The organism is Yokenella regensburgei ATCC 49455 (assembly GCF_000735455.1).
GTDB lineage: Bacteria > Pseudomonadota > Gammaproteobacteria > Enterobacterales > Enterobacteriaceae > Yokenella > Yokenella regensburgei.
The window spans coordinates 1-21,661 of the sequence record NZ_JMPS01000072.1; the positions used below are offsets into that span (position 1 = coordinate 1).

At 53.5% G+C, this 21,661-nt stretch carries 21 protein-coding genes; 7 read left to right on the forward strand and 14 right to left on the reverse strand.

Annotated features, from left to right (window positions below):
* Positions 1–419 precede the first annotated feature (419 nt).
* Positions 420–1,823, forward strand: a complete 1,404-nt coding sequence (fumC, locus tag GYRE_RS18500) for a class II fumarate hydratase (protein WP_038257392.1) — start codon at positions 420–422, stop codon at positions 1,821–1,823.
* Here the strand turns inward: fumC and tus are convergent.
* The 3 genes from tus to rstA all read right to left on the reverse strand — a co-directional run bounded on the left by tus (position 1,813) and on the right by rstA (position 4,875).
* A complete protein-coding gene (tus, locus tag GYRE_RS18505; RefSeq protein ID WP_006820079.1) occupies positions 1,813–2,745 on the reverse strand; it encodes a DNA replication terminus site-binding protein in 933 nt (310 codons plus the stop codon). The two genes, fumC and tus, sit on opposite strands and share 11 nt — an antisense overlap.
* A 75-nt stretch (positions 2,746–2,820) precedes the next feature.
* Positions 2,821–4,122 carry a two-component system sensor histidine kinase RstB gene (rstB, locus tag GYRE_RS18510; RefSeq protein ID WP_038257394.1) on the reverse strand — a complete coding sequence of 434 codons (1,302 nt, stop codon included), beginning with the start codon at positions 4,120–4,122 and terminating at the stop codon, positions 2,821–2,823.
* 27 nt (positions 4,123–4,149) lie between these two features.
* Entirely contained in the window at positions 4,150–4,875 is a 726-nt protein-coding gene (rstA, locus tag GYRE_RS18515; RefSeq protein WP_038257397.1) for a two-component system response regulator RstA, read from the reverse strand.
* Positions 4,876–5,005: 130 nt separating this feature from the next.
* Between rstA and GYRE_RS18520 the strand changes: the two genes are divergently transcribed.
* Positions 5,006–5,341: a GlpM family protein gene (locus GYRE_RS18520; RefSeq protein WP_006820076.1), complete on the forward strand. Its 336-nt coding sequence runs from the start codon at positions 5,006–5,008 to the stop codon at positions 5,339–5,341.
* On the opposite strand, the gene folM is transcribed toward GYRE_RS18520, so the two are convergent.
* The 3 genes from folM to ydgH form a co-directional block, all read right to left on the reverse strand.
* A complete protein-coding gene (gene folM / locus GYRE_RS18525) occupies positions 5,338–6,060 on the reverse strand; it encodes a dihydromonapterin reductase (protein ID WP_038257400.1) in 723 nt (240 codons plus the stop codon). The two genes, GYRE_RS18520 and folM, sit on opposite strands and share 4 nt — an antisense overlap.
* A gap of 39 nt (positions 6,061–6,099) precedes the next feature.
* On the reverse strand, positions 6,100–7,482 hold the full coding sequence (locus tag GYRE_RS18530) for an amino acid permease (RefSeq protein WP_038257403.1): 1,383 nt from the start codon (positions 7,480–7,482) through the stop codon (positions 6,100–6,102).
* Between the two features lie 177 nt (positions 7,483–7,659).
* Entirely contained in the window at positions 7,660–8,610 is a 951-nt protein-coding gene (gene ydgH, locus GYRE_RS18535) for a DUF1471 family protein YdgH (protein WP_038257406.1), read from the reverse strand.
* 519 nt (positions 8,611–9,129) lie between these two features.
* On the opposite strand from ydgH, the gene pntA reads away from it, so the two are divergent.
* From pntA to GYRE_RS18550, 3 genes are all read left to right on the forward strand, one after another.
* On the forward strand, positions 9,130–10,656 hold the full coding sequence (gene pntA, locus GYRE_RS18540) for a Re/Si-specific NAD(P)(+) transhydrogenase subunit alpha (RefSeq protein WP_038257409.1): 1,527 nt from the start codon (positions 9,130–9,132) through the stop codon (positions 10,654–10,656).
* 10 nt (positions 10,657–10,666) lie between these two features.
* Positions 10,667–12,055, forward strand: coding sequence for a Re/Si-specific NAD(P)(+) transhydrogenase subunit beta (gene pntB, locus GYRE_RS18545; RefSeq protein WP_006820071.1), 1,389 nt, complete (start codon positions 10,667–10,669; stop codon positions 12,053–12,055).
* Between the two features lie 128 nt (positions 12,056–12,183).
* Positions 12,184–12,372, forward strand: coding sequence for a YdiH family protein (locus tag GYRE_RS18550; protein ID WP_134436788.1), 189 nt, complete (start codon positions 12,184–12,186; stop codon positions 12,370–12,372).
* Positions 12,373–12,424: 52 nt separating this feature from the next.
* Here GYRE_RS18550 and uspE read toward each other — a convergent pair whose 3' ends face one another.
* From uspE to ogt, 4 genes are all read right to left on the reverse strand, one after another.
* Positions 12,425–13,372, reverse strand: coding sequence for a universal stress protein UspE (gene uspE / locus GYRE_RS18555; RefSeq protein WP_006820069.1), 948 nt, complete (start codon positions 13,370–13,372; stop codon positions 12,425–12,427).
* A 174-nt stretch (positions 13,373–13,546) separates the two neighbouring features.
* On the reverse strand, positions 13,547–13,903 hold the full coding sequence (locus GYRE_RS25410) for a hypothetical protein (protein ID WP_071777536.1): 357 nt from the start codon (positions 13,901–13,903) through the stop codon (positions 13,547–13,549).
* Between the two features lie 244 nt (positions 13,904–14,147).
* Positions 14,148–14,900 (reverse strand): fumarate/nitrate reduction transcriptional regulator Fnr, encoded by a 753-nt coding sequence (gene fnr / locus GYRE_RS18560; RefSeq protein ID WP_134436790.1) that lies wholly within the window; start codon positions 14,898–14,900, stop codon positions 14,148–14,150.
* A gap of 193 nt (positions 14,901–15,093) precedes the next feature.
* A complete protein-coding gene (gene ogt / locus GYRE_RS18565; protein WP_006820066.1) occupies positions 15,094–15,609 on the reverse strand; it encodes a methylated-DNA--[protein]-cysteine S-methyltransferase in 516 nt (171 codons plus the stop codon).
* Positions 15,610–16,058: 449 nt separating this feature from the next.
* On the opposite strand from ogt, the gene smrA reads away from it, so the two are divergent.
* Positions 16,059–16,622: a DNA endonuclease SmrA gene (smrA, locus tag GYRE_RS18570; protein ID WP_038257425.1), complete on the forward strand. Its 564-nt coding sequence runs from the start codon at positions 16,059–16,061 to the stop codon at positions 16,620–16,622.
* Between the two features lie 105 nt (positions 16,623–16,727).
* Entirely contained in the window at positions 16,728–17,678 is a 951-nt protein-coding gene (locus GYRE_RS18575) for a hypothetical protein (RefSeq protein WP_006820064.1), read from the forward strand.
* Positions 17,679–17,704: 26 nt separating this feature from the next.
* Here GYRE_RS18575 and GYRE_RS18580 read toward each other — a convergent pair whose 3' ends face one another.
* From GYRE_RS18580 to melR, 4 genes are all read right to left on the reverse strand, one after another.
* Complete coding sequence (locus GYRE_RS18580; RefSeq protein ID WP_038257415.1) at positions 17,705–19,018, reverse strand: glycoside hydrolase family 10-like protein; 1,314 nt, start codon at positions 19,016–19,018, stop codon at positions 17,705–17,707.
* A 6-nt stretch (positions 19,019–19,024) separates the two neighbouring features.
* A complete protein-coding gene (locus GYRE_RS18585; protein WP_038257418.1) occupies positions 19,025–19,312 on the reverse strand; it encodes a VF530 family protein in 288 nt (95 codons plus the stop codon).
* 156 nt (positions 19,313–19,468) lie between these two features.
* On the reverse strand, positions 19,469–20,743 hold the full coding sequence (locus GYRE_RS18590) for a RidA family protein (protein ID WP_038257420.1): 1,275 nt from the start codon (positions 20,741–20,743) through the stop codon (positions 19,469–19,471).
* Positions 20,744–20,937: 194 nt separating this feature from the next.
* The coding region (melR, locus tag GYRE_RS18595; protein ID WP_038257428.1) for a transcriptional regulator MelR at positions 20,938–21,661 on the reverse strand (724 nt) is incomplete at its 5' end.

The following is a 21,661-nucleotide window of genomic DNA, read 5'->3' on the forward strand; positions in this document are numbered from 1 at the left end:
AAATTGATAAATCCTGGAGCCGCTACACCGTGAGCGATGTGCCGAACCGGGGCGATGGCGATAAACGCCGGCAGAGGGCTTACCGTCAGGATTGCCGGAGACTGCATTGTGTTGATCCCTGATAACGATAACGTTCAGGCACGACGCGAAGAGCTTAAAGAAATGTAACAGGAGGCGAAAGCGGTGAAGGCGCGGGTACTAAGCTCACTCTGAAAAGGGTTATTGCCAAAGATATTGTAATATCTATTGAAGTGCCATCAGGGCGCTTCAGGCTAAAGACGAAATGCTTTAATACCTTATCCCTTGGGCATTTTTACCCGCACGTCCTGACAACCCAGAACAAAAAAAAGAGCAATACTTAAACCTGATTGCAGGTGAGCAATGTCGAAACCATCACTTTGTATGTCAAGGAGAAAGTAATGACCACGATACGTCGCGAGAAAGACTCTATGGGCGCGATTGACGTCCCGGCAGATAAACTATGGGGCGCGCAAACCCAGCGTTCGCTGGAGCATTTCCGCATCTCAACGGAGAAGATGCCCGATGCGCTGATCCGCGCCCTGGCGCTGACCAAGCGGGCGGCGGCGAAGGTAAATCAGGATCTGCATCTGCTGTCTGATGAGAAAGCCGGGGCGATTATCGCTGCCGCCGACGAAGTGCTGGCAGGCAAACACCCGGGTGAATTCCCTTTGGCTATCTGGCAGACCGGCTCCGGTACTCAAAGCAATATGAACATGAACGAGGTGCTGGCGAATCGGGGGAGTGAGCTTCTTGGTGGTGTACGGGGGATGGAGCGTAAAATTCACCCGAACGATGATGTGAATAAGAGCCAGAGCTCGAACGATGTGTTCCCGACCGCGATGCACGTGGCGGCGGTACTGGCGGTGAATGAGCATCTGATCCCACAGCTGAAGGTACTGAAGCAAACCCTGGGTCAGAAAGCGAAAGCCTTTGCAGATATCGTCAAGATTGGTCGTACTCACTTGCAGGACGCCACGCCGCTGACGCTCGGGCAGGAGTTTTCCGGCTGGGTGGCAATGCTTGAGCATAATCTTAAGCACCTGGAGCTGAGTTTGCCGCACCTGAGTGAACTGGCGCTGGGGGGGACGGCCGTTGGTACCGGGCTTAACACTCATCCGGAATATGCCGTGCGGGTGGCCAAAGAGCTGGCGGCGATCACCGGGCAGCCTTTTGTGACTGCGCCGAATAAGTTTGAAGCGCTGGCGACCTGCGATGCGCTGGTTCACAGCCACGGTGCCCTGAAGGGGCTTGCTGCTTCGTTGATGAAAATTGCCAACGACGTGCGCTGGCTGGCGTCCGGTCCGCGTTGCGGCATTGGCGAAATCGCTATCCCGGAAAACGAGCCCGGGTCGTCCATTATGCCGGGCAAGGTGAACCCAACCCAGTGTGAAGCGATGACCATGCTCTGCTGTCAGGTGATGGGGAACGATGTGGCGGTCAATATGGGCGGAGCGTCAGGTAACTTTGAGCTTAACGTCTATCGACCGATGGTTATCCATAACTTCCTGCAGTCCGTGCGTTTACTGGCTGACGGCATGGAGAGCTTTAACGAGCACTGCGCCGTGGGCATCGAGCCGAACCGCGAGCGGATTAATCAGTTGCTGAATGAATCTCTGATGCTGGTGACGGCGTTGAATACCCATATCGGCTACGACAAGGCTGCCGAAATTGCCAAAAAAGCGCACAAAGAGGGGCTAACCCTGAAGGCTTCCGCGCTGGCGCTGGGGTATCTCAGCGAAGCGGAGTTCGACCTCTGGGTACGCCCGGAGCAGATGGTGGGCAGCCTGCCGGTTAACCGTTAGCGAGATACAGGTGCAGCCGGGGGATCAGCAACGTCAGCGGCTGTGCCTGGGGTTTGTAACGGTACTGCACGTTATCTTCATCATAATTGAGTAGCTCACCGATTTCCGGTACGCTGACGCCACGAGTGCCGGAAATCAGTGCAATCAGCGGGCTTGGGCAGGCATGTTGAACCTGTTTTTGTTCTCCGGCATACCACACCCGGGCTATCGGCTGTACTTTCACCGGCCGCTTGATCTTCAGCGCGGCACGCTGCGGCAGGGCGGCGATATCCTGATACTCTCGTTCAAGCTTCGCCTGCCACTCTTCCCGGGTCCACGGCGGTACGGCGCGCGGCGAACGCAGGCTGTTTTCCAGCTGCTTTAACACCTCATCGCGGGTCAGATTTTTCATAAAGTGTTTATTTGCCCATCCGAAGCGCAGGGTGGCCGGGTCGTGCAGCAGCGTCAGCGAACGATAGGCTCCGAGCGTCATCAACCCTGGAAGATGACGATGTACCCACTCGAAGCGGGCGGCAGAAGGGAGACCCGACTCTACGGTGACAATCTTTTCAAAGGCCGCCTTGAGCTGGTTTATCTGCGCAACTCGTCCTGCAATCGCTTCCTGCTCGTGGAGCGTAGTTTGAAAACAGATAACGCCGGGCAGGCGCACCGCGGCCTTGCTGCTGCGCTTCTCGGACTGCTGCTGAATAAACAGATGACTGAAGTGTTTGAGAGCACGTTCAAGCGCCTCCTGTCCCACGTGCTGGGTTACCTCAATACGTGACAGCGGGCTGTGTTCCTGTTCTTTGCTGACCTCAGGCAGGGTAAAAGTCCGTGCGGCCAGTAGTCGACACTGGCCCAGTTCATCCTTCAGTAACTGGAGTTCGCGCTCGAGCTGACGGAAGGTGCCCGTCAGGCGTTCAATCGTATCGTACTGTGCCATAACCCCTCGCATTAGTTACAACATACTAATTTTTATTTTATCATACGCAGAGGTCAGCTTTTGTGCAAATCCTCGTCAGGACAGGGCGGTAAAGGAGATATTGTGGTACACCGGCCAGCTAAAACAGAAGCTGGCGCCACCAGACTCGCTGGCATCGCAGGAGACTTCCCCGGACATCGCCTGCGCGATTGAATGGACAATCGCCAGACCCAGCCCGCAGCCCCCGGTCGCGCGGTCGCGGCTGGGATCCAGGCGCACAAACGGTTCGAAAACGCGTTCACGTTCGTCCTGGGCAATTCCCGGGCCATCGTCTGCTACACGCAGTACGGCGCGCGAGCCCTGGAGGGTCAGGCTAACATCCACGCGCGAGGTGCTGTAACGCAGAGCATTGTTCACGAGGTTATCAACAACGCGTTCCATGAGACGCATATCCAGCGCGCCATAATCACCCTGACTCAGTTGCGAAAGCACCACGGTCCGTTGCGGGTTGACCGTCTGAATATCTTCCACATGGGCGGTTATCCATTGCGGTAAATCGGGCGTTGTCAGGGTGAGCTCGTTCTGTGGACGATCGAGGCGTGCATAGGTCAGCAGCTCTTCAATCAGTGCTTCCAGTTGACTGATGTCGCGGTTAAGCGCCAGAGACTCCGCTTCACTCAGGTTCTCGCTCATTTCCAGCCGGTAGCGCAGGCGCACCAGCGGGGTTCGCAGCTCGTGGGCGATCCCATCGATAAGCTGCTTCTTGCTGGCGATCAGCGCATTGATATTGTCGGCCATCTGGTTAAACGCCACTCCCAGACGCTGGAAGCTGGACATACTGTCAAAATGTATCCGTTCGGTCAGGTGACCGTCACCGAAACGCTGTGCGGCGGCTTCCAGCCGTAGCATGTCCTCCCAGTGCGGACGCATCCAGACAAACACCGGAATGGCGAGCGAAAAGGCAATCAGCGCCATCAGCGCCACGTCCAGCAGACGCATTTCGTGCAGGAAGTAGAGATAGGGAACCGGGCCGACGGATAACACATAGTGGCTGCGGGGGATCCGCTGGATAAACGTATACTGATCTTCCAGCGCCACGATGTCACCGGCTTTCAGGTGTTTCATGGCGCTTTCGGAGAGCTGGTACTTATTCATCGGCTCAACCCGCAGGTCGAAGGAGAGGTTAAAATCCATCGCCTTGAGGGTTTTGCTCCAGTCCCGCGGTGGGATCTCGCGCAGTTCTGCACGCATCAGGAACAGTGAGCTTTTCATCAGGTCATCAAGAGACTGGCGTCCGGCGCGTTCGGCGGTGAATTTATAGACCAGACCGACCAGCATGGTCATCACCAGAAAACAGACAAACAGCAGCAGGTAAAACTGGACGAACAGCTTTTTCATAACATGACCTGTAAAAGGACCTTAGGATCAGTTGTCCCAGGCGTGTGGGGCAAAAAGGTAGCCTTTATTGCGCACGGTTTTAATGCGATACGGCTCCGTCGCGCTGTCGAGCAGTTTCTTACGCAGGCGAGAAATGGCCACGTCGACGCTGCGATCCATACCATCGTAGCTCACGCCACGCAGATTTTTTAGCAGCGCATCGCGATCCATAATCTGCCCGGCATGGGTGGCAAGTTCCCAGAGCAGGTCAAAATCGGCGGTGGAAAGGGCAACGATATCGCCGGTAAGCGTCACCTGACGGTTAACCGGATCAATCGATAGTGAGCCAAAGCGAATGGCTTTATGCGGCGTCAGTGGGGTTGCGCCAGACGGTTGAGGCGTAGCGCTTGTGGCAACATGCTGGCGTAAATGCAGACGCAGACGGGCCAGCAGCACCGCCGGCGGTGTGGTTTTCAGGATGTAATCGCTGGCACCCATCTCGAGCGCCAGAATATGGTTCATGTCGCTGTCGAGGGAGGTTAGCAGGACAATCGGGCCCTGCCACTGGCTGCGCAGGTCGCGGCACAGGGTCATCCCGTCTTTCCCTGGCAGCATGATATCCAGCAGCACCAGGTCAGGCTTCTCACGAAGGATCACCGCTTCGGCGGTGTCGCCACGCGGTTCTACTAAGACATCGATATCATGCTTGCCCAGATAGGCGGCGATTAACGTACCGACTTCCGGATCATCTTCGACAAAAACGATCTTGCTCATATTGCGTCTATGCATTACCAAAAGGATAAACATACACCGGGCGCAGTCTGGCTTCCATTAATCTTTTATAAACAGTCAGCTTTCCGCTAAGCTGCATGCCACGAGTGACTGATTTATAAAGGTTGAAGTAATGGCATTGTTGATTAAGGCGGCGCTGGGTGCTCTGGTGGTGGTGTTGATAGGCATCCTGGCAAAAACAAAAAATTACTATATCGCCGGACTCATCCCGCTATTTCCAACCTTCGCCATGATTGCGCACTATATCGTTGCCAGCGAGCGCGGTATTGAAGCGCTGCGGGCAACGATTGTCTTTGGCATGTGGTCAATCATCCCGTACTTCGCCTACCTGTTGTCGCTGTGGTATTTCACCGGGTTTATGCGTCTGCCGCTGGCACTCGGCGGGGCGGTTGCCTGCTGGGGGCTCAGCGCCTGGATCCTGATTCTCATCTGGAGCCGTTTCCACTAGCAGAGCGGGCGGCCACCGTCGACGGCAAAGCTACGGCCGGTGACATAACAGCTCACCAGTAAATAATCGACCAGCTCGATGACCTCTTTTTCGCCGGGCGCGATTTTCATCAGGGATTTATTCAGCGCCTGCTGGCGATACTCTGCATCATCTTCTTCGTTAAACAGAATCAGCGCTGGCGCAATCGCGTTGACTTTGACCTCTGGCGCCAGCTTACGGGCGAAAGAACGGGTCATGTTGTCGAGCGCAGCTTTACTGGCGGCATAGGCAATGTGCTTGTCGCTGCCGCGCTCCACCACGTAATCAGTGAAATGGATAATATCGCCAGCGGCATGGCCATGACCGCGCAGCAGCGGCTCCAGCGCGTGGTTGAGGAGATAGGGGGCGTTGACGTGTATTTGCATCATCGCATTCAGCGTTTGTGCGAGCGAAGTACCCGGCTTTTCAGGAACCCAGGCACTGGCGTTATGCAAGATTGCTCGCAGGCCGTCGGTGTGGGCCTTAACCTGGTCTGCAAAGGCAAGAATACCTTCGTCAGTAGAAAAGTCGGCCTGAATGCAGTGCGCACCAGCTTCACGCAGGCCGTCTATCGACGGATAGTGGCTACGATAGCTAACGATAACAGGCTGTTTTTGATTGAGAAAATGGTGTGCGAGGGCGAGGCCGATTCGGCGGCCTCCACCGGTAATGAGGACTGGTAGCTGTCGGGTATTTCCCATCGTTGTCTCCTTGGGGTCAGCGATGGGGTTTTCGGAATATTACCCCACCAGCATCCATGTTGCCGGCACGGCGGCAACCAGTAAAAATCCAATTAACGCCATTTCACGGCGTTTCAACACCTGATCGAGCTGGTGCGTCCGGCGCGCATAGATGAAGACCAGCAGGCCTGGCGCATACAGTACAACGGACAACAACAGATGCATCGGTCCGGAGGCGTACAATAACCATAAGCCATAAATGCAGGCACCGATACCCACCGCCTGATGCAGAGGGCGGGTGGCAATCTTCAGCAGGAACGCGCCCACCAGGAAGTACGGCACCAGAATCATCTCTGAAGCGATGGTCAGCAGCGTATTATAGTCAGAACCGGTCAGCCAGATAAGTACCAGGCAAACCTGGACACTGATGTTGGTCAGCCACAGAGAAGCCGAAGGCGCACTGTTCTTGTTCTGACGGGCGAAGATACGCGGGAACGCTTTATGCGTTGCGGCCAGCAGCGGAACTTCTGCCGCCATGATGGTCCAGCTCAGGTAAGCCCCGCACACGGAAACAATAAGCCCGGCCGCGATAACAATCTCACCCCAGCCACCCATCATTTTAACCATCAGGCCCGCCATGGATGGGTTACGCATTCCGGCGAGCTCCGGGCGTGCGACCACGCCTAAAGAGAGCAGGGTTACCAGCAGGTAAACGCACAGTGCGGATACCACGGCCAGGAGCGTCGCGCGCCCAACGTCTTTCTTGTTACGGGCGCGAGCGGAAACCACCACGGCACCTTCCACGCCGATGAAGACCCAAAGGGTAATCAGCATGGTATTTTTCACCTGTTCCCAGACCGGCACACCGAGTTCAAGACCAGTGAAGTCGAGCTTGAAGACGTCCAGACGGAACGCCATCACGGCAAGGATAACGAATAAACCCAGCGGGACCAGTTTCGCCAGCGTCGCAACCAGGTTGATGCTGGCCGCCGTCTGTACGCCGCGCAGGACGAGGAAATGCACCACCCACAGCAGCACCGAGGCCCCAATGATAGACTGCCAGGTATTGCCATCGCCGAAAAGACGCAGCTCCGGCGTGTCAGTGAAGAAACTCAGCGCCGAGAAAACGATAACCAGGTATGAGACGTTCGCAATGACCGCACACAGCCAGTAACCCCAGGCGGAGCAGAAGCCAATAAGCTCACCAAAGCCTTCGCGCGCATAGGTAAAGATACCGCCATCCAGATCCGGACGAATGCGGGTCAGGATAAGCATCGCGAAGGCGAGGAACAGGATCCCAACGCCGGTAATGGCCCAACCAATCAGCAGCGCAGCGGGGCTGGCAACGGCTGCCATGTTCTGCGGCAGGCTAAACACGCCAGCACCCAACATTGAGCTCAGTACCAATGCCGTTAATGCGCTAAGGCCAAGTTTTTTTTCCATGACAATCCTGTTGGTTAACGTCGGGATGGAAGAATATTTATTGTGCGAAATCGCATAAACATGGTGGATTACGCTAAGGCGCGGGATTTTACGAAGAGAGTGGCGGGCATGCAATGATGTATGCATAAAAAAATGAAAAAAGGCGGCAAAAAGCCGCCTTTTCTTGATGCGTATTGCTTATTTATACAAGTCGGCGCTGATCGTCATGTTACTGCCGCGTTCCTGCCACTGGCGGGTAATATGATAATATTTCGCGCCTTTCTTCGCGGCGCGCTTCGCAACCTGATAAGAAATTTCGGTCATGTTGCCGAAGTTTCCAGTGAACTGTACGCTGTCGAACGGCACCATCTGTGCAGCAGCAGCTTTATTCAGTTCTTCAATCTTGGTGCCATCAGGAAGCGTGACACTGTAACGACCGCCTTTTGACGACTGAGTCTCGAAGAAGTTACCTACGCCAGTCCCCAGACCAACGGATGCTGAAGAGGCAACGCCTGGGATCTCAACTTTCTTGGCGGCTTCACCACCTTTGGCGAGAGCTGCGCGACCTGCATCAGAGTCTGCCGGAATGGCATCCGGGCTCTGCAGCGCACGTTTTTTAGCATCGGCTTTGTAGATGTAAGCCGTGACGCGCTGGTTACCGCCGCTGTTGGCATCTACCTGGCGCACGATGAAGAAGGACGCGGCACCTTTAGCTTTCGCGGCACGGGTGATGGCATCGTTAACGTCCGGCTGGCTACGGAAGAAACCCTGAACGGTAACGGTGTCGTAAGGTATCAGCGCCACGGCCTGATCTTTTGGTAATTCCACTACGCCATTAATGACGCGGTTTTTCGGCGTATCTGCTTTTTGTGCGTTTTCTTTATAGAAGTCAGCAGTGACGCGTTGGTTGCCGCCATTGCCGTAATCAGACATATCGACAACATAAAAAGACGCTGCGCCTTCTTTATCCGCTTTGCGGGAAACTGCCTGTACCGCATCACCGATGGCGTTAAAACGCCCGGTTACCACCACACGATCGTAGGGCTTCAGCGCCGCTGCTTGCTCCGGAGTCAGCTCGGTTGCTGCATTGGCAGACAAGGCCGCTGCAGAAAGGAGTGCTGACGCCAGGAGTGTATACTTAAGCTTCATAAAAATAATCCTTCGCCTTGCGCAAACCAGATACTGGTAATGTTGTTGAGTAAACTGGTTGATTATTGCATTTAATTTGTCTTGCTGTCTGCGGCATTTTTCACTTCCTGTGCGAACTAGATATCAGGGGAGGTGCACTTTTAGGGATATGTTGAAAAAACAGCCTCTTGAACAGCGAAATCGATAATTGTTATCACTTTTATAAGTTAATATAATGTTAAATCAACTTTATTCACAGGCGATTGATCACGTTTTACCGCTTTACTGGAGCGAATTATCAGGCATCGCCATAAAATAGAGGGAAATAACGCTGCTGGAACGGCGAGCGATGACTTTTCCTCAATAAATTCATAAATACTTTTTTATCCCAGTAGATCACGGCCGTCATTTTCAGTAGGTTATAGCAAGTTTGTTACTGTTTTATTTTGTCAGGTTGATGGGCGATAAGCGGCAAGGGCCGCGAGCGTACTCAGCCGAAGAAAAATAAACCATCATCAAAAACCGATGGAAGGGAAAACTATGCGTATTGGTGTACCAAAAGAGAGGGTGGCGCTGGAGACCCGGGTTGCCGCGACGCCGAAAACGGTGGAACAGCTGCTCAAACTGGGTTTTGCGGTCGCGATTGAAAGCGGTGCCGGGAAGCTTGCCAGTTTTGAGGATTCGGCGTTTACCCAGATGGGCGCAGAGATTGTCACCGGAGATGCGGTGTGGCAGTCAGACGTCATTCTGAAGGTTAATGCGCCAACGGACGAAGAAATTGCGCTTCTCAACCCGGGAACGACGTTGATTAGCTTCATCTGGCCTGCGCAAAATCCAGAGCTGATGGAGAAACTGGCCGCTCGCAATATTAACGTGATGGCGATGGACTCCGTGCCGCGTATTTCCCGCGCGCAGTCATTAGATGCACTGAGCTCGATGGCAAATATCGCCGGCTACCGCGCGATAGTAGAGGCAGCGCATGAGTTCGGCCGCTTCTTTACCGGCCAGATAACCGCCGCGGGTAAAGTGCCGCCGGCGAAGGTGGTGGTGATCGGTGCCGGCGTTGCTGGCCTTGCTGCCATCGGTGCAGCCAACAGCCTTGGAGCCATCGTTCGCGCTTTCGACACCCGTCCGGAAGTGAAGGAACAGGTTCAGAGTATGGGGGCTGAGTTCCTTGAGCTGGACTTCGAAGAAGAAGCGGGCAGCGGCGACGGTTATGCCAAAGTGATGTCCGAAGCCTTTATTAAAGCCGAAATGGCGCTTTTCGCCGCCCAGGCGAAAGAGGTGGATATCATCGTGACCACCGCGCTCATTCCGGGGAAACCGGCACCGAAGCTTATCACCCGTGAAATGGTAGATTCCATGACCCCGGGTAGCGTGATTGTTGACCTCGCGGCGCAAAATGGCGGGAACTGTGAATACACCGTCCCCAATGAAGTGGTCACCACCGCCAGCGGCGTAAAAGTTATCGGCTATACCGATTTGCCAGGACGTCTGCCCACGCAGTCCTCCCAGCTGTACGGTACTAACCTGGTTAACCTGCTAAAACTGCTGTGCAAAGAAAAAGACGGCAACATCGTTATCGATTTTGATGATGTGGTAGTACGTGGCGTGACCGTTATCCGTGAGGGTGAGGTCACCTGGCCTGCGCCGCCGATTCAGGTCTCCGCGCAGCCACAGGCGGCAAAAGTAGAAGCCGCACCGGTAGCGCCGAAAGCACCGGCTTCGCCATGGCGTAAATACGCGCTGATGGCGCTGGCGATCATCCTGTTCGGCTGGCTGGCGAACGTCGCGCCGAAAGAGTTCCTCGGACACTTCACCGTCTTTGCGCTCTCCTGCGTGGTGGGTTACTACGTGGTGTGGAACGTCTCCCATGCGCTGCATACGCCGCTGATGTCGGTGACAAACGCCATTTCGGGGATCATCGTGGTGGGGGCGCTGCTGCAGATTGGGCAGGGTGGCTGGGTCAGCTTCTTCAGCTTTATCGCGGTGTTGATTGCCAGCATTAACATTTTTGGTGGTTTCACCGTCACTCAGCGCATGCTGAAAATGTTCCGGAAGAACTAAGGGGTAACAAATGTCTGGAGGATTAGTCACAGCTGCATACATTGTTGCCGCGATCCTGTTTATTTTCAGCCTGGCGGGGCTCTCAAAACATGAGACCTCTCAGCAGGGCAACTACTACGGTATCGCCGGGATGGCGATTGCGCTGATTGCAACCATCTTCGGGCCTGACACCGGTAACGTCGGTTGGATCCTGGTGGCGATGGTCATCGGCGGTGCTATCGGGATTCGTCTGGCGAAGCGCGTAGAAATGACCGAAATGCCGGAACTGGTGGCGATTCTGCACAGTTTCGTGGGTCTGGCGGCGGTTCTGGTAGGCTTCAATAGCTATCTTTACCACGAACCAGGGATGGAACAAATTCTGGTTAACATCCACCTGACCGAAGTGTTCCTCGGCATCTTCATCGGTGCGGTAACCTTCACGGGTTCTATCGTGGCGTTTGGTAAACTGCGCGGCAAGATTTCATCTAAACCGCTGATGCTGCCTAACCGTCACAAAATGAACCTGGCTGCGTTGGTGGTCTCTTTCGTGCTGCTGGTTGTGTTTGTCCGTACCGAAAGCGTCGGGCTACAGGTACTGGCGCTGCTTATCATGACCGTTATCGCGCTGGCGTTTGGCTGGCATCTGGTGGCGTCTATCGGCGGTGCTGACATGCCGGTGGTGGTGTCGATGCTGAACTCCTACTCAGGTTGGGCGGCAGCGGCGGCAGGCTTTATGCTGAGTAACGATCTGCTGATCGTAACCGGTGCCCTGGTGGGTTCTTCCGGTGCGATTCTGTCCTACATCATGTGTAAAGCCATGAACCGTTCCTTTATCAGCGTTATTGCTGGCGGTTTTGGTACCGATGGCTCCTCGACGGGCAGTGATGAAGAAGCCGGTGAACACCGTGAAATCAGCGCTGAAGATACCGCTGATTTGCTGAAAAATTCGCACTCGGTCATCATTACCCCGGGCTACGGTATGGCCGTTGCACAGGCTCAGTACCCGGTGGCGGAAATCACGGAGAAGCTGCGCGCACGTGGGATCAAAGTTCGCTTCGGTATTCACCCGGTTGCCGGCCGTCTGCCAGGCCATATGAACGTGCTTCTGGCAGAGGCGAAGGTCCCGTATGACATCGTGCTGGAAATGGACGAAATCAACGACGACTTTACCGATACTGATACCGTTCTGGTCATCGGCGCGAACGACACGGTTAACCCGGCGGCGCAGGACGATCCGAAGAGCCCGATTGCCGGGATGCCGGTACTCGAAGTGTGGAAAGCGCAAAACGTTATCGTGTTTAAGCGTTCTATGAACACCGGTTATGCCGGCGTACAGAACCCGCTGTTCTTTAAAGAGAACACGTCAATGCTGTTTGGCGATGCCAAAGCCAGCGTGGATGCGATTCTGAAAGCGTTGTAAGGCTTGAAAGGTTAGTTAAAGCCGCCTCTTAGCAGGCGGCTTTTTTATACATTTAAATTGTTAACGCTCAAAAAATGTTCAGCGCGGTGTGCTATACTGGTCAGGTTTTAAACACTAAAGAGGATGATATGGATACCGAATTAACACCGGCACAGTTAGCCATCGAATACCTTCGCCGCGACGCCACCGTTTTGACGCCCGCTAAATACCTCAAAAAACTGAAACAGCTGGAGCTTGAGTTTGCCGATCTGATGGCGCTCTCTTCTAATGAGCTGAAAGAGGAAATTTATTTTGCCTGGCGTGTGGGTATCCATTGACGAATAGACGAAAAAAAGCCGCTTCGAAAAGCGGCTTTTTTGTGTTTGCAGGTTAGTCGTCTTCGTCGTCCAGTTCGACCGGGGTCTGATAGGCTTCTGGCTTGATAGCCAGCAGATCGCAACGCAGGTGATCGATAACCTGCTCGGCGGTGTTACCAAGGAAAGCCGCAGACAGGCCGGTACGACCAACGGTTCCGAGTACGACGATACCGGCATCAAGATGTTCGGCAAGATCAGGGATAACTTCTTCCGGCAGACCTTTCTCAACGTGAGTAAAGTTCTCGGCAATACCAAATTTTTGACGTAGCGCCTTCATGGCCAACAGGTGCTGACCGCGAATAGCATCGTTATAAACGCTTGGATCAAAATCGGGAAGTTCGATGGCGATATTGATAGGGGTGACAGGGTAGGCGCCGATAAGATGCACTTCGGTGTGGTTCACCTGTTCTGCAAGCTGCAGCGTCTCCTTCACCAGTTTTTCGTTCAGCGGGTCGTGGTAGCCTTCTTCACTGGCAAGGTTCACCGCCACCAGAGCACGACCACCTTCCGGCCACGGCTGGTCTTTCACCATCCACACCGGGCACGGGCATTTACGTAGCAGGTGCCAGTCTGTCGGCGTAAAGATAACGGCTTCAAGCTTGTCGTGCTGGTGTGCCATTTTGAGCATCAGGTCATGTTTGCCCGCGATCACTTCCTGAATGATCGCCTCGAACGGACGATTATGCCAGACCACCTTTATATCAATGGGGATACCGGACTCGATGTAGTATTTAGCCTGCTCGCGGATCCACGCGGTACGCTGGCTGATAACACCCTGACGCATTGCAGTGCGCTCGTCCGGGGAAAGAAGCGTGGTCATCTCATACGAAAAATCGTAGATTGGCAAAAAGGCTTTAATACGTCCGCCAATGCGTTGATGCAGATAAACAGCACGTCGTAATGCAGGCTGGTCGTCCTGGTTTGGGTCGATAGCCACGAGCATGTTCTGATACTTTGCCATACAGGGTCTCCTTACAGCTGCAACCACAGTCTTTAGTAAAAGATAACTCATTGGGATGAAATGAAACAGTGAAGAGCCTTCGTCAGATCAACAAATCAGAAAAAATCTCGCGCAGGCCGTGTGGTATGCCGATGAACGGGAGTGCCGGGTGAATTCACCTCACCCGATGCACCTTCAGGTTACAAGGCAAGGAGTATTATGCGGAACGCCATACGGACAGTAGGGGAAGAGGCAGCGTGCTTCGCAAGGACAATTAGTGAGGAGCTGGTTATTATTACCCGGACACTCTGTCCTGACCTGAAAATATAACCACAATGAGTTAGTATAGGGGAAGCAGCTAATTAGCTCGATATCCCGCTGGCGGCCATTGACAAATAAACCGAGATCGCTGGTTGTCAGCATGTTACCAGGGCGTAGAAAGTAAGAACCTTTATACCAAACAATGATATCAAGATCGCCTGGACTGGCGGCCACAGCGTATGCGGTACCGCTATCAGGACAAACGAGCATATTCTTAATTTCCCAGTTCATTTCTCCTCCTGTATTCACACCCCGAGATTAACACCTCGTTTTTTGCTGAGCTATAGGAAATTACATATATCTTTTTGAGGTCGACCGCTTTCGACGGATTATCATTCTTTTATCTGTGGGATGTTAATATTAATTACGTATTGCTGATGCATTAAATATTAATGTATTGTCGGAGATGTTATGCGGGATTAAAAAAACCGGAACGTGATTGTTCCGGTCTGGGATTTAAGCTGCCGTTAAAGCATCAGGCAACGTTGCGCGCCTGGCCTGCGAGCGTGGCCAGAGCATCGCTGTTTTCGATGGTGATATATTTGCCTTTCACCGCCAGCATACCGCTTTTCTGGAAGCGGCCCAGCAGGCGACTGATGGTTTCAACCGTCAGACCAAGGTAGTTACCAATATCACCACGCGTCATGGTCAGGCGGAACTCACGAGGGGAGAAGCCACGCTGTGCAAAACGACGGGAGAGATTATAGATAAATGCCGCCAGACGCTCTTCAGCGTTCTTTTTCGACAGCAACAGGATCATGTCCTGATCGCCTTTAATTTCACCGCTCATAAGGCGCATCATCTGCTGGCGCAGATTAGGCATTTTGCCTGACAAATCATCCAGCGTTTCGAACGGGATCTCGCACACCATTGAGGTTTCAAGCGCCTGAGCAAAGCTCGGGTGGTGCCCGGTACCGATGGCGTCAAAGCCAACCAGGTCACCAGCCAGATGGAAGCCGGTAATCTGTTCGTCACCTTGTTCGGTGATGGTGTAGCTTTTGATGGTGCCAGAACGAATCGCGTACAGTGATTTAAGCTCATCACCTGCTTTGAACAGAGTCTGTCCTTTCTGGATTGGCTTTTTGCGCTCGATAATATTATCCAGCTGATCAAGCTCGTGCTCGTTCAGCGTGAACGGGATACAGAGCTGGCTGATGCTGCAATCCTGACAATGGATGGCGCAGCCGCCAGACTGAATGCGTCGTATAATTCGCTTTTCCGGGATCATAGGTCTGCTCAAGCCGTAATTGATATTGGTCAATTTTAACATCTTTTTGGCGAGCAGGTAAGTCTGTTGATCCCGTTTCATACGATATATAAACGAGAAAATGCAAAAACCTTCATCTTTATGAAAAAGCTGAAGTTATTTGTGCCTTTTCTCGCTCGGAAATTGCCAGTCAGTTCCAGAAAGGCACGGATGGTCAAAGCAAAAGATAACCTTCGTGACGGAGCAGCCATTCTTTACGCTGAACGCCGCCGGCATAGCCGGTCATCGTGCCGTTGCGCCCAATAACCCGATGGCAGGGAACCACGACGCTGACCGGGTTTGAACCGTTGGCGGCGCCAACGGCGCGTGCTGCGCCTGGTCTGCCGAGCTGCTCGGCAAGCTGGCCGTAATGCATCACTTGCCCACAGGGAATTTCACGCAACGCTTGCCAGACTTCGCGCTGAAAGGCGGTGCCGCCGGTTGCTGTTTTGAGCGTATCAATGATGGCGAGATTACCGGAAAAATAGTCATGCATAATATCGGAGAGGCCGCCTGGATTAGTCGCACTAATACGTTCGTAGCCATCATTACGATAATGAATATTCAGTAACTGTTCCATACGGTCGCTATGTTCTTCCCACTCAATAGCGCGCAGGGCAAACTGTTCATCGCAGAGGATCCATAATGGGCCGAGCGGGGTGGCAATTTTATCTTCAAGTAATCTCAGCATCGCTTGCTCTTGTACAGTCCAATAACGTAGCAACACGATACCATGTCCGGGAATACTTCGACATACCTAAAGAGAAGCAGGGAAGAGTGGCAAGAAAAAATCGGGACCTGTCGACATCCCGGCAGGCCCCGCAGTACACACAGCTGTTCATTCCATAATTTGTGTCCACTTGTTACTCCATATGTGGATATATATAGTTATAGCGGCGCTGAAATTAATTTCCAGCGATTTTGATCGATTTATTTAGAATAAGCGTAATATTTATTCCGAATATTAACGTTGGTTAATTTTAGTTAAGTAGAGGTTAATTCATGAGTTGCGCTTATTCGATTACCCCTTCTGATAGTGTCTGTTTAATATGTGACCGCTAACAGGATATACCAAAACGCATTGAGCCTGTCCGGGAGCGCCGCTATAGTAGTGCGTCAGCAGTAGCCGGAGAAATCATGATGGGCATTGACGATAAATCACTTTTTCTTGAGGCAATGGAAGACGTCCAGCCGCTGAAACGAGGAAACGACGTGCTCTGGCAGCACAACCGCAATTCACGGCCACTTCAGCACATCGATACGTTGCAACTCGATAACCCATTAACGCTGGGGGGACTGGATATCGTTCCGCTCGGTACCCCGCTTGAATATAAAGCCGAAGGTGTGCAGAACGGCGTGCTGGAGAAGCTGCGGCAGGGAAAATACAGCCAACAGGCGAGTCTGAACCTATTGCGCCAGCCGGTGGAGCAGTGCCGCCAGCAGCTTTATGCCTTCATTCACCACTCGTCAGAGGCAGGGCTGCGCAATGTGCTGATCGTTCATGGCAAAGGCAAAGCCGATGAGTCTCATGCCAATATTGTACGTAGCTATCTGGCGCGCTGGCTGGCGGAGCTTAGCGATGTACAGGCCTTTTGCGCCTCACTACCGCACCACGGCGGGGCCGGCGCCTGTTATGTTGCCCTGCGAAAATCGGCCCAGGCGAAACTGGAGAACTGGGAGCGCCACGCCAAACGTAGCCGATAAAATCTTCACAAAAATAGAGCATTACCTCTTTTCCGTCACTTAAGCATCGCTATACTGGATTACGATCGCACCTAAGTGATGAGTGAGTGGAGGCAGTGCTCCTCGATGATAAATTCATTTCCCCGCGCTGGCGTTGTGCTCACTACCTTACTGCTTTGGCAGACGGGTTATGCCGCTGATGGTAGCAACCTGAAACGGCGCGCCGATGCCGTGCTTGCGCTCATGAGCTATACGGTTGTTCCTGACGTAACCGCCAGCGACCTTAATATTGGGAGCGGAAGTAACGAACAGAACAAGCTTTCGATTACCCAATTTGGCGGCGGTGCCACGCTCAGTGAAGCGTTTCCTCTTTATCTTGAAGGAACGATGGGGTACAGCCGCTACGATCCGCAGTTTATTCTCTCTGACGGCAGCGAAAGCCGCCGTATTCCTACCAAATGGAACAGTCTGACAACCACCGGCGGCGTGGGCTGGGATTTTCATCTCTACAAAGACCGCTGGGGCGGTAACCTGGTGCTGCGCCCGATTGCTAACTTTATGCTCGGCACCATGGCAAGCGATCTGCGTATTGGTACCAGCGTTATCAAACACCGGACAGACAGCTCACTGGATTTTCTGGATGGCGGCAGGCTCAATGCTTACGGGCTGGGTGGTTCGCTGATGCTCGACTATGAGCTGTTCTCTGAACCCCGCGATATTGACGTTGAGCTTCGTTATTCAGCCATGAATCTGCAAACTTTTGGCAGCACTGCAGACGTGGTTAGCGGGCAGGCAAACGCTGAAAACCTGGGGCTGTATATGCGCTACCGGGCGCCTATTCTCGACTGGACGCTGCTGAAAAGCCCGGTGCGCTACGTGGTTGAAGGCGCGCATACGGAATATCTCGGCGTACAGCGCGGTCAGCTTGGGTTCGACAATCTGAGTTCGCTCGGGCTGGGCTTTGAGCTCGACAGCAGTAAATACAACGTATTTGTCACCCGAACTCGTATCGTGGCGCGCTATATGTTCGGCGCCAACACCAGTGGGTATGGTATCGGCCTTGCGATGAGCTTTTAATTCCCCAATACGCAAGGCCTGCTCGCTTAGCTACCCCAGCGCGTACGCAGGTAGTTCACCGCTTCCTGCGTTTGCGGCTGGTCAAGGTAGTTTTCCCGGAACAGAATGGTTCCGCTGATTTGCGGCAGCGAATCATTCAAATCGAGCTGTTTCTTCAGCTCAGGAACACCGCCATTCACCGTCCAGTCGGGCTCTTTCTTCGACGGCTCACCCACTTTATACAGCGCCACGCCAATATACAGACGGGTATTGGTCGGTTTCACCACGTCAGCCCACCATTTCGCCAGAACGTCATAGCGGGCTTCATCGCGGGCAAACGGCCAGTACAGCTGCGGCGCAATATAATCCAGCAGCCCTTGCTGTACCCAACCGCGGGTATCGGCATAGATTTCATCATAGGACGATAATCCCCGGGTATCGGAACCCATCGGGTCATGGGAGCGATTTCGCCAGACGCCGACCGGACTGATACCAAACTCGACGTTTGGGCCAGCCTGTTTTATCGCTTTCGACACCTGAGCAATCAGCAACTGCGTATTATGCCTCCGCCAGTCCGCTTTCGAGGCATAGCCCTGGCCATACTGCTGGTAGGTGCGGTTGTCGTTGAGCGGAGAGGCGGCGGTTTCCGCATAGAAGTAGTCGTCAAACTGCACACCATCCACCGGATAATGGGCAACCACCTCGGCCACAATGTTAGTTATCCAGTCACGCACTTCCGGGATCCCCGGGTCCAGCACATAGCGGTCGCTAGCGGTACGGATCCAGTTGCGATGCACCACAAACACGCTTGCCGGTTGTAATGAGGCGGTAGCGTTGAGCGCCGCTACCGTTGAGGCATTGGTGTTCACCGTGACGCGATAAGGGTTGAGCCAGGCATGAACTTTCATGCCGCGTTTATGGGCTTCATCGAGCATAAACTGCAGCGGATCGTAACCCGGATCTTCACCAATCTTGCCGGTCAGCATATCGGACCAGGGCAGAATTTTAGAGGGCCACAGCGCGGTTCCATCAGGTTTAATCTGGAAAAAAACGGTATTGATACCAAGGCGCTTGAGGTTATCCAGCTTATCGGTCAGCGCCTTTTTCTGCAGGAACATGCGAGTGGCCGGATCGGCGTTGACGGAGTTCTGCGGAGGCCAGTCCAGACGGGAGACGGTCGAAAGCCAGACACCACGCATCGGACCCTGTAACGATTTATCCGGCTGCGGGTGCTTCACCAGCGGGGGGAGTGGCGTCACCAGTGACTTAGGGGGCTGGGAGGAGCAGCTGACCAGTAACCAGGCACAGCCTGCCAGTGCCCCCAGCGTCAGGCGAGTCAGGGTTGATTTTTTTAGCATCATGAGTGGTTAGCTTTTCTTTGCACGGCTGTTTGCCCAAGGGTCGAAGGCGGTGGCGTCTGGTGCCGAAGTGGAATGGTCTTCCAGTATCTCCAGATATAACGCTTCGACTTCAGCGCGCGCCCACGGGGTTCGACGCAGAAATTTTAGACTCGATTTGACGCTCGGGTCGCTGTTAAAGCAATTAATTTTTATGCGCTGACCGAGTTGTTGCCAGCCAAAATGGGCAACGAGGGCATTAACCTGCATTTCCAGCGTGATGCCGTGCAGAGGATCTTTTGAAGCGTGTGCTGACATGGGAAATCCGCGTAGTGTGAAGTTGTCATCCGAAGCTTGTACAGGGGAAGAGTACAAGAAAGCAGGAACGCCAGCAATGACCCGGTTCTGATGGGGGATAGCAGTAAAGATGCGGACCGCCGGGGATCCGCATTCAGGGGGTGCATTTTGTCAGGATCAGACTTTGTCTGGTGCAGTACCTTCAGCGTGAGAGACCACCGCTTCAATTTGGACTAACGCACCATCCGGTAGCCAGGAGACGCCGATCGTTCTGCGGGCGGGGGTCCCGGTAGGGAAGAAAGTGGCGTAGACATCATCGACGGCGGCGATATCACCGAGGTTTTTCAGGCAGATGTTAATTTTGACGATGTCCGCCAGTGAGTGATCAATGCTCTCCACAATGGCTTTAATGTTCTGCAGACATTGACGGGCCTGATCGTTTACGCCACCGGCCACCAGCTTGCCGTTTTCCGGCAGGTACGGGAGCTGTGCCGTAATATGGTTGTAGTGTGAAAACGCAACGGTCTGCGTGGAGAAGGAATCTTTCGGCGCTTTGGCGGTGTTGTGTGGCTTAATGACGATGCCATGGCGATCTTCGATGGCCTGCGGCGGAGTGCCGTCGCCGTGCGAGATAATCGCTTCTATCTGCACCTGCGCATCCATTAACAATGCCGGAACCACCGTAATACTACGAGCCGGGAAATAACCCACGGCTCTGGCAATGGCGGAGTCCGGGAAGAAGGTGGTGTAAACCTCATTAAAGGCGGCGATATCGGCGGCATTGGTCATATAAACGTTGATTTTGACGATATCATCAAACGGCGCGTCAATTTTTTCCAGAATGGACTTAATGTTTTTTAAACACTGTGTCGCCTGTTCTTTAATCCCACCCGCAACCAGCTTTCCGGTTTCCGGCACAATCGGTAATTGTGCAGACAGGTTGTTGTAGTGGGAGAACGCTACCGTCTGAGTGGAGAGCATATTCCGCGGCGCATTTTCGGTGTTACGGGCAATTTTAATTAAATCTCCCGCCTGAGGCGCATCAGGGATCGTACCTTCGCCATTCGAGACCAGCGCCTCAACCTGAACCAGTGCGCCCATCGGCAGCGCCGCCGCAGAAATAGTTGTCAGCGCCGGAACATAGTCAGGGAAGAACGCGCTGTACACCCGGCTAACGGCGTCGAAATCGGTGATGTTTTTCAGAAACAGCGTGACTTTAACGATGTCATCCATCGGATGATGAATGTTTTCAAGGATGGCCTTAATATTTTTGAAGCACTGCTCAGCCTGAGCTTTGACGTCTCCGGTCACCATTTTACCGGTGCTGGGATCGATGGGGAGCTGTGCGGAAAGGTTATTGTAATGGGAGAAGGCGACTGCCTGAGAATAGGGACCGATGCTTTTTGGCGCGCTATCGGTATTAATGGCCAACACGCTGTTAAAGTTACTCATAGAAATGCTTACCCTTACGTTTTATTAAGTGTTAAATGGGCCGCAGAGCCGGGAACGCTGGCGGCGCTTATTAACCCTAAGCAATCAGTGTGCCAAAAAATAAAAACGTGACAGGTGGGCCTTCTCGCGTGAAAAGCCGCATATTTCAGCCGCTTTTACACTCCAATATGATAAGCATTACGCTAATTTTCTCATCATGAGAATGGGGATGTCTCACCAGCGGATTCACTTTCTGTGTAGGGGAGAGGGTGTCGACGCTGCTGGCTCAACTTGCGGTACTGTTGTGGTGGCATACCCACGTATTTGCTGAAGGTGCTGTAGAACCGACTACTGGAACGAAAGCCTGCGGTCAGGGCAATATCGAGGATGGTTTTGTCGGTATCACTCAGCAGAGCGCGCACGTGGTTAATGCGCATCGCGGTGATGTACTGCTTCATCGTTTGCTGCATCACACGTTGAAAGATGCCCATCGCATAGTTAGGGTTCAATTTCACATGCTCGGCAACGGCATCAACGGTCAGAGCCTGATCGTAGTGTTCGGCAATAAACTCCAGCATCTGGCTGACATAAAACTGCGCGTGCCGTGAGACGCTGTTCTTTTGCGTTCGTGAGGTTTTGTTCACCAGAATCGGCTGCCAGCCCGCAAGGCATAGCCTTTTCAGCATCAGGGCAATTTCATCAATTGCCAGCTGGCGGATCTGCGGGTTGTCGCTGCTGAGCTCATGCTGCCAGCGCTGAACCTCAAAAGCGCTCAGCTGCTGTGCTGCCAGCGATTTAATGACCATTCCGTGGGTGACGTAGTTGATAAGCTCCCTGTCCAGCGGCCAGGTAAGAAACAGGTGCATTGGCAGGTTGATAATGGCCATCTGTTTGCAGTCGCCGGGGCGGGTGAGTTGATGCGGGGTACAGGCCCAGAAC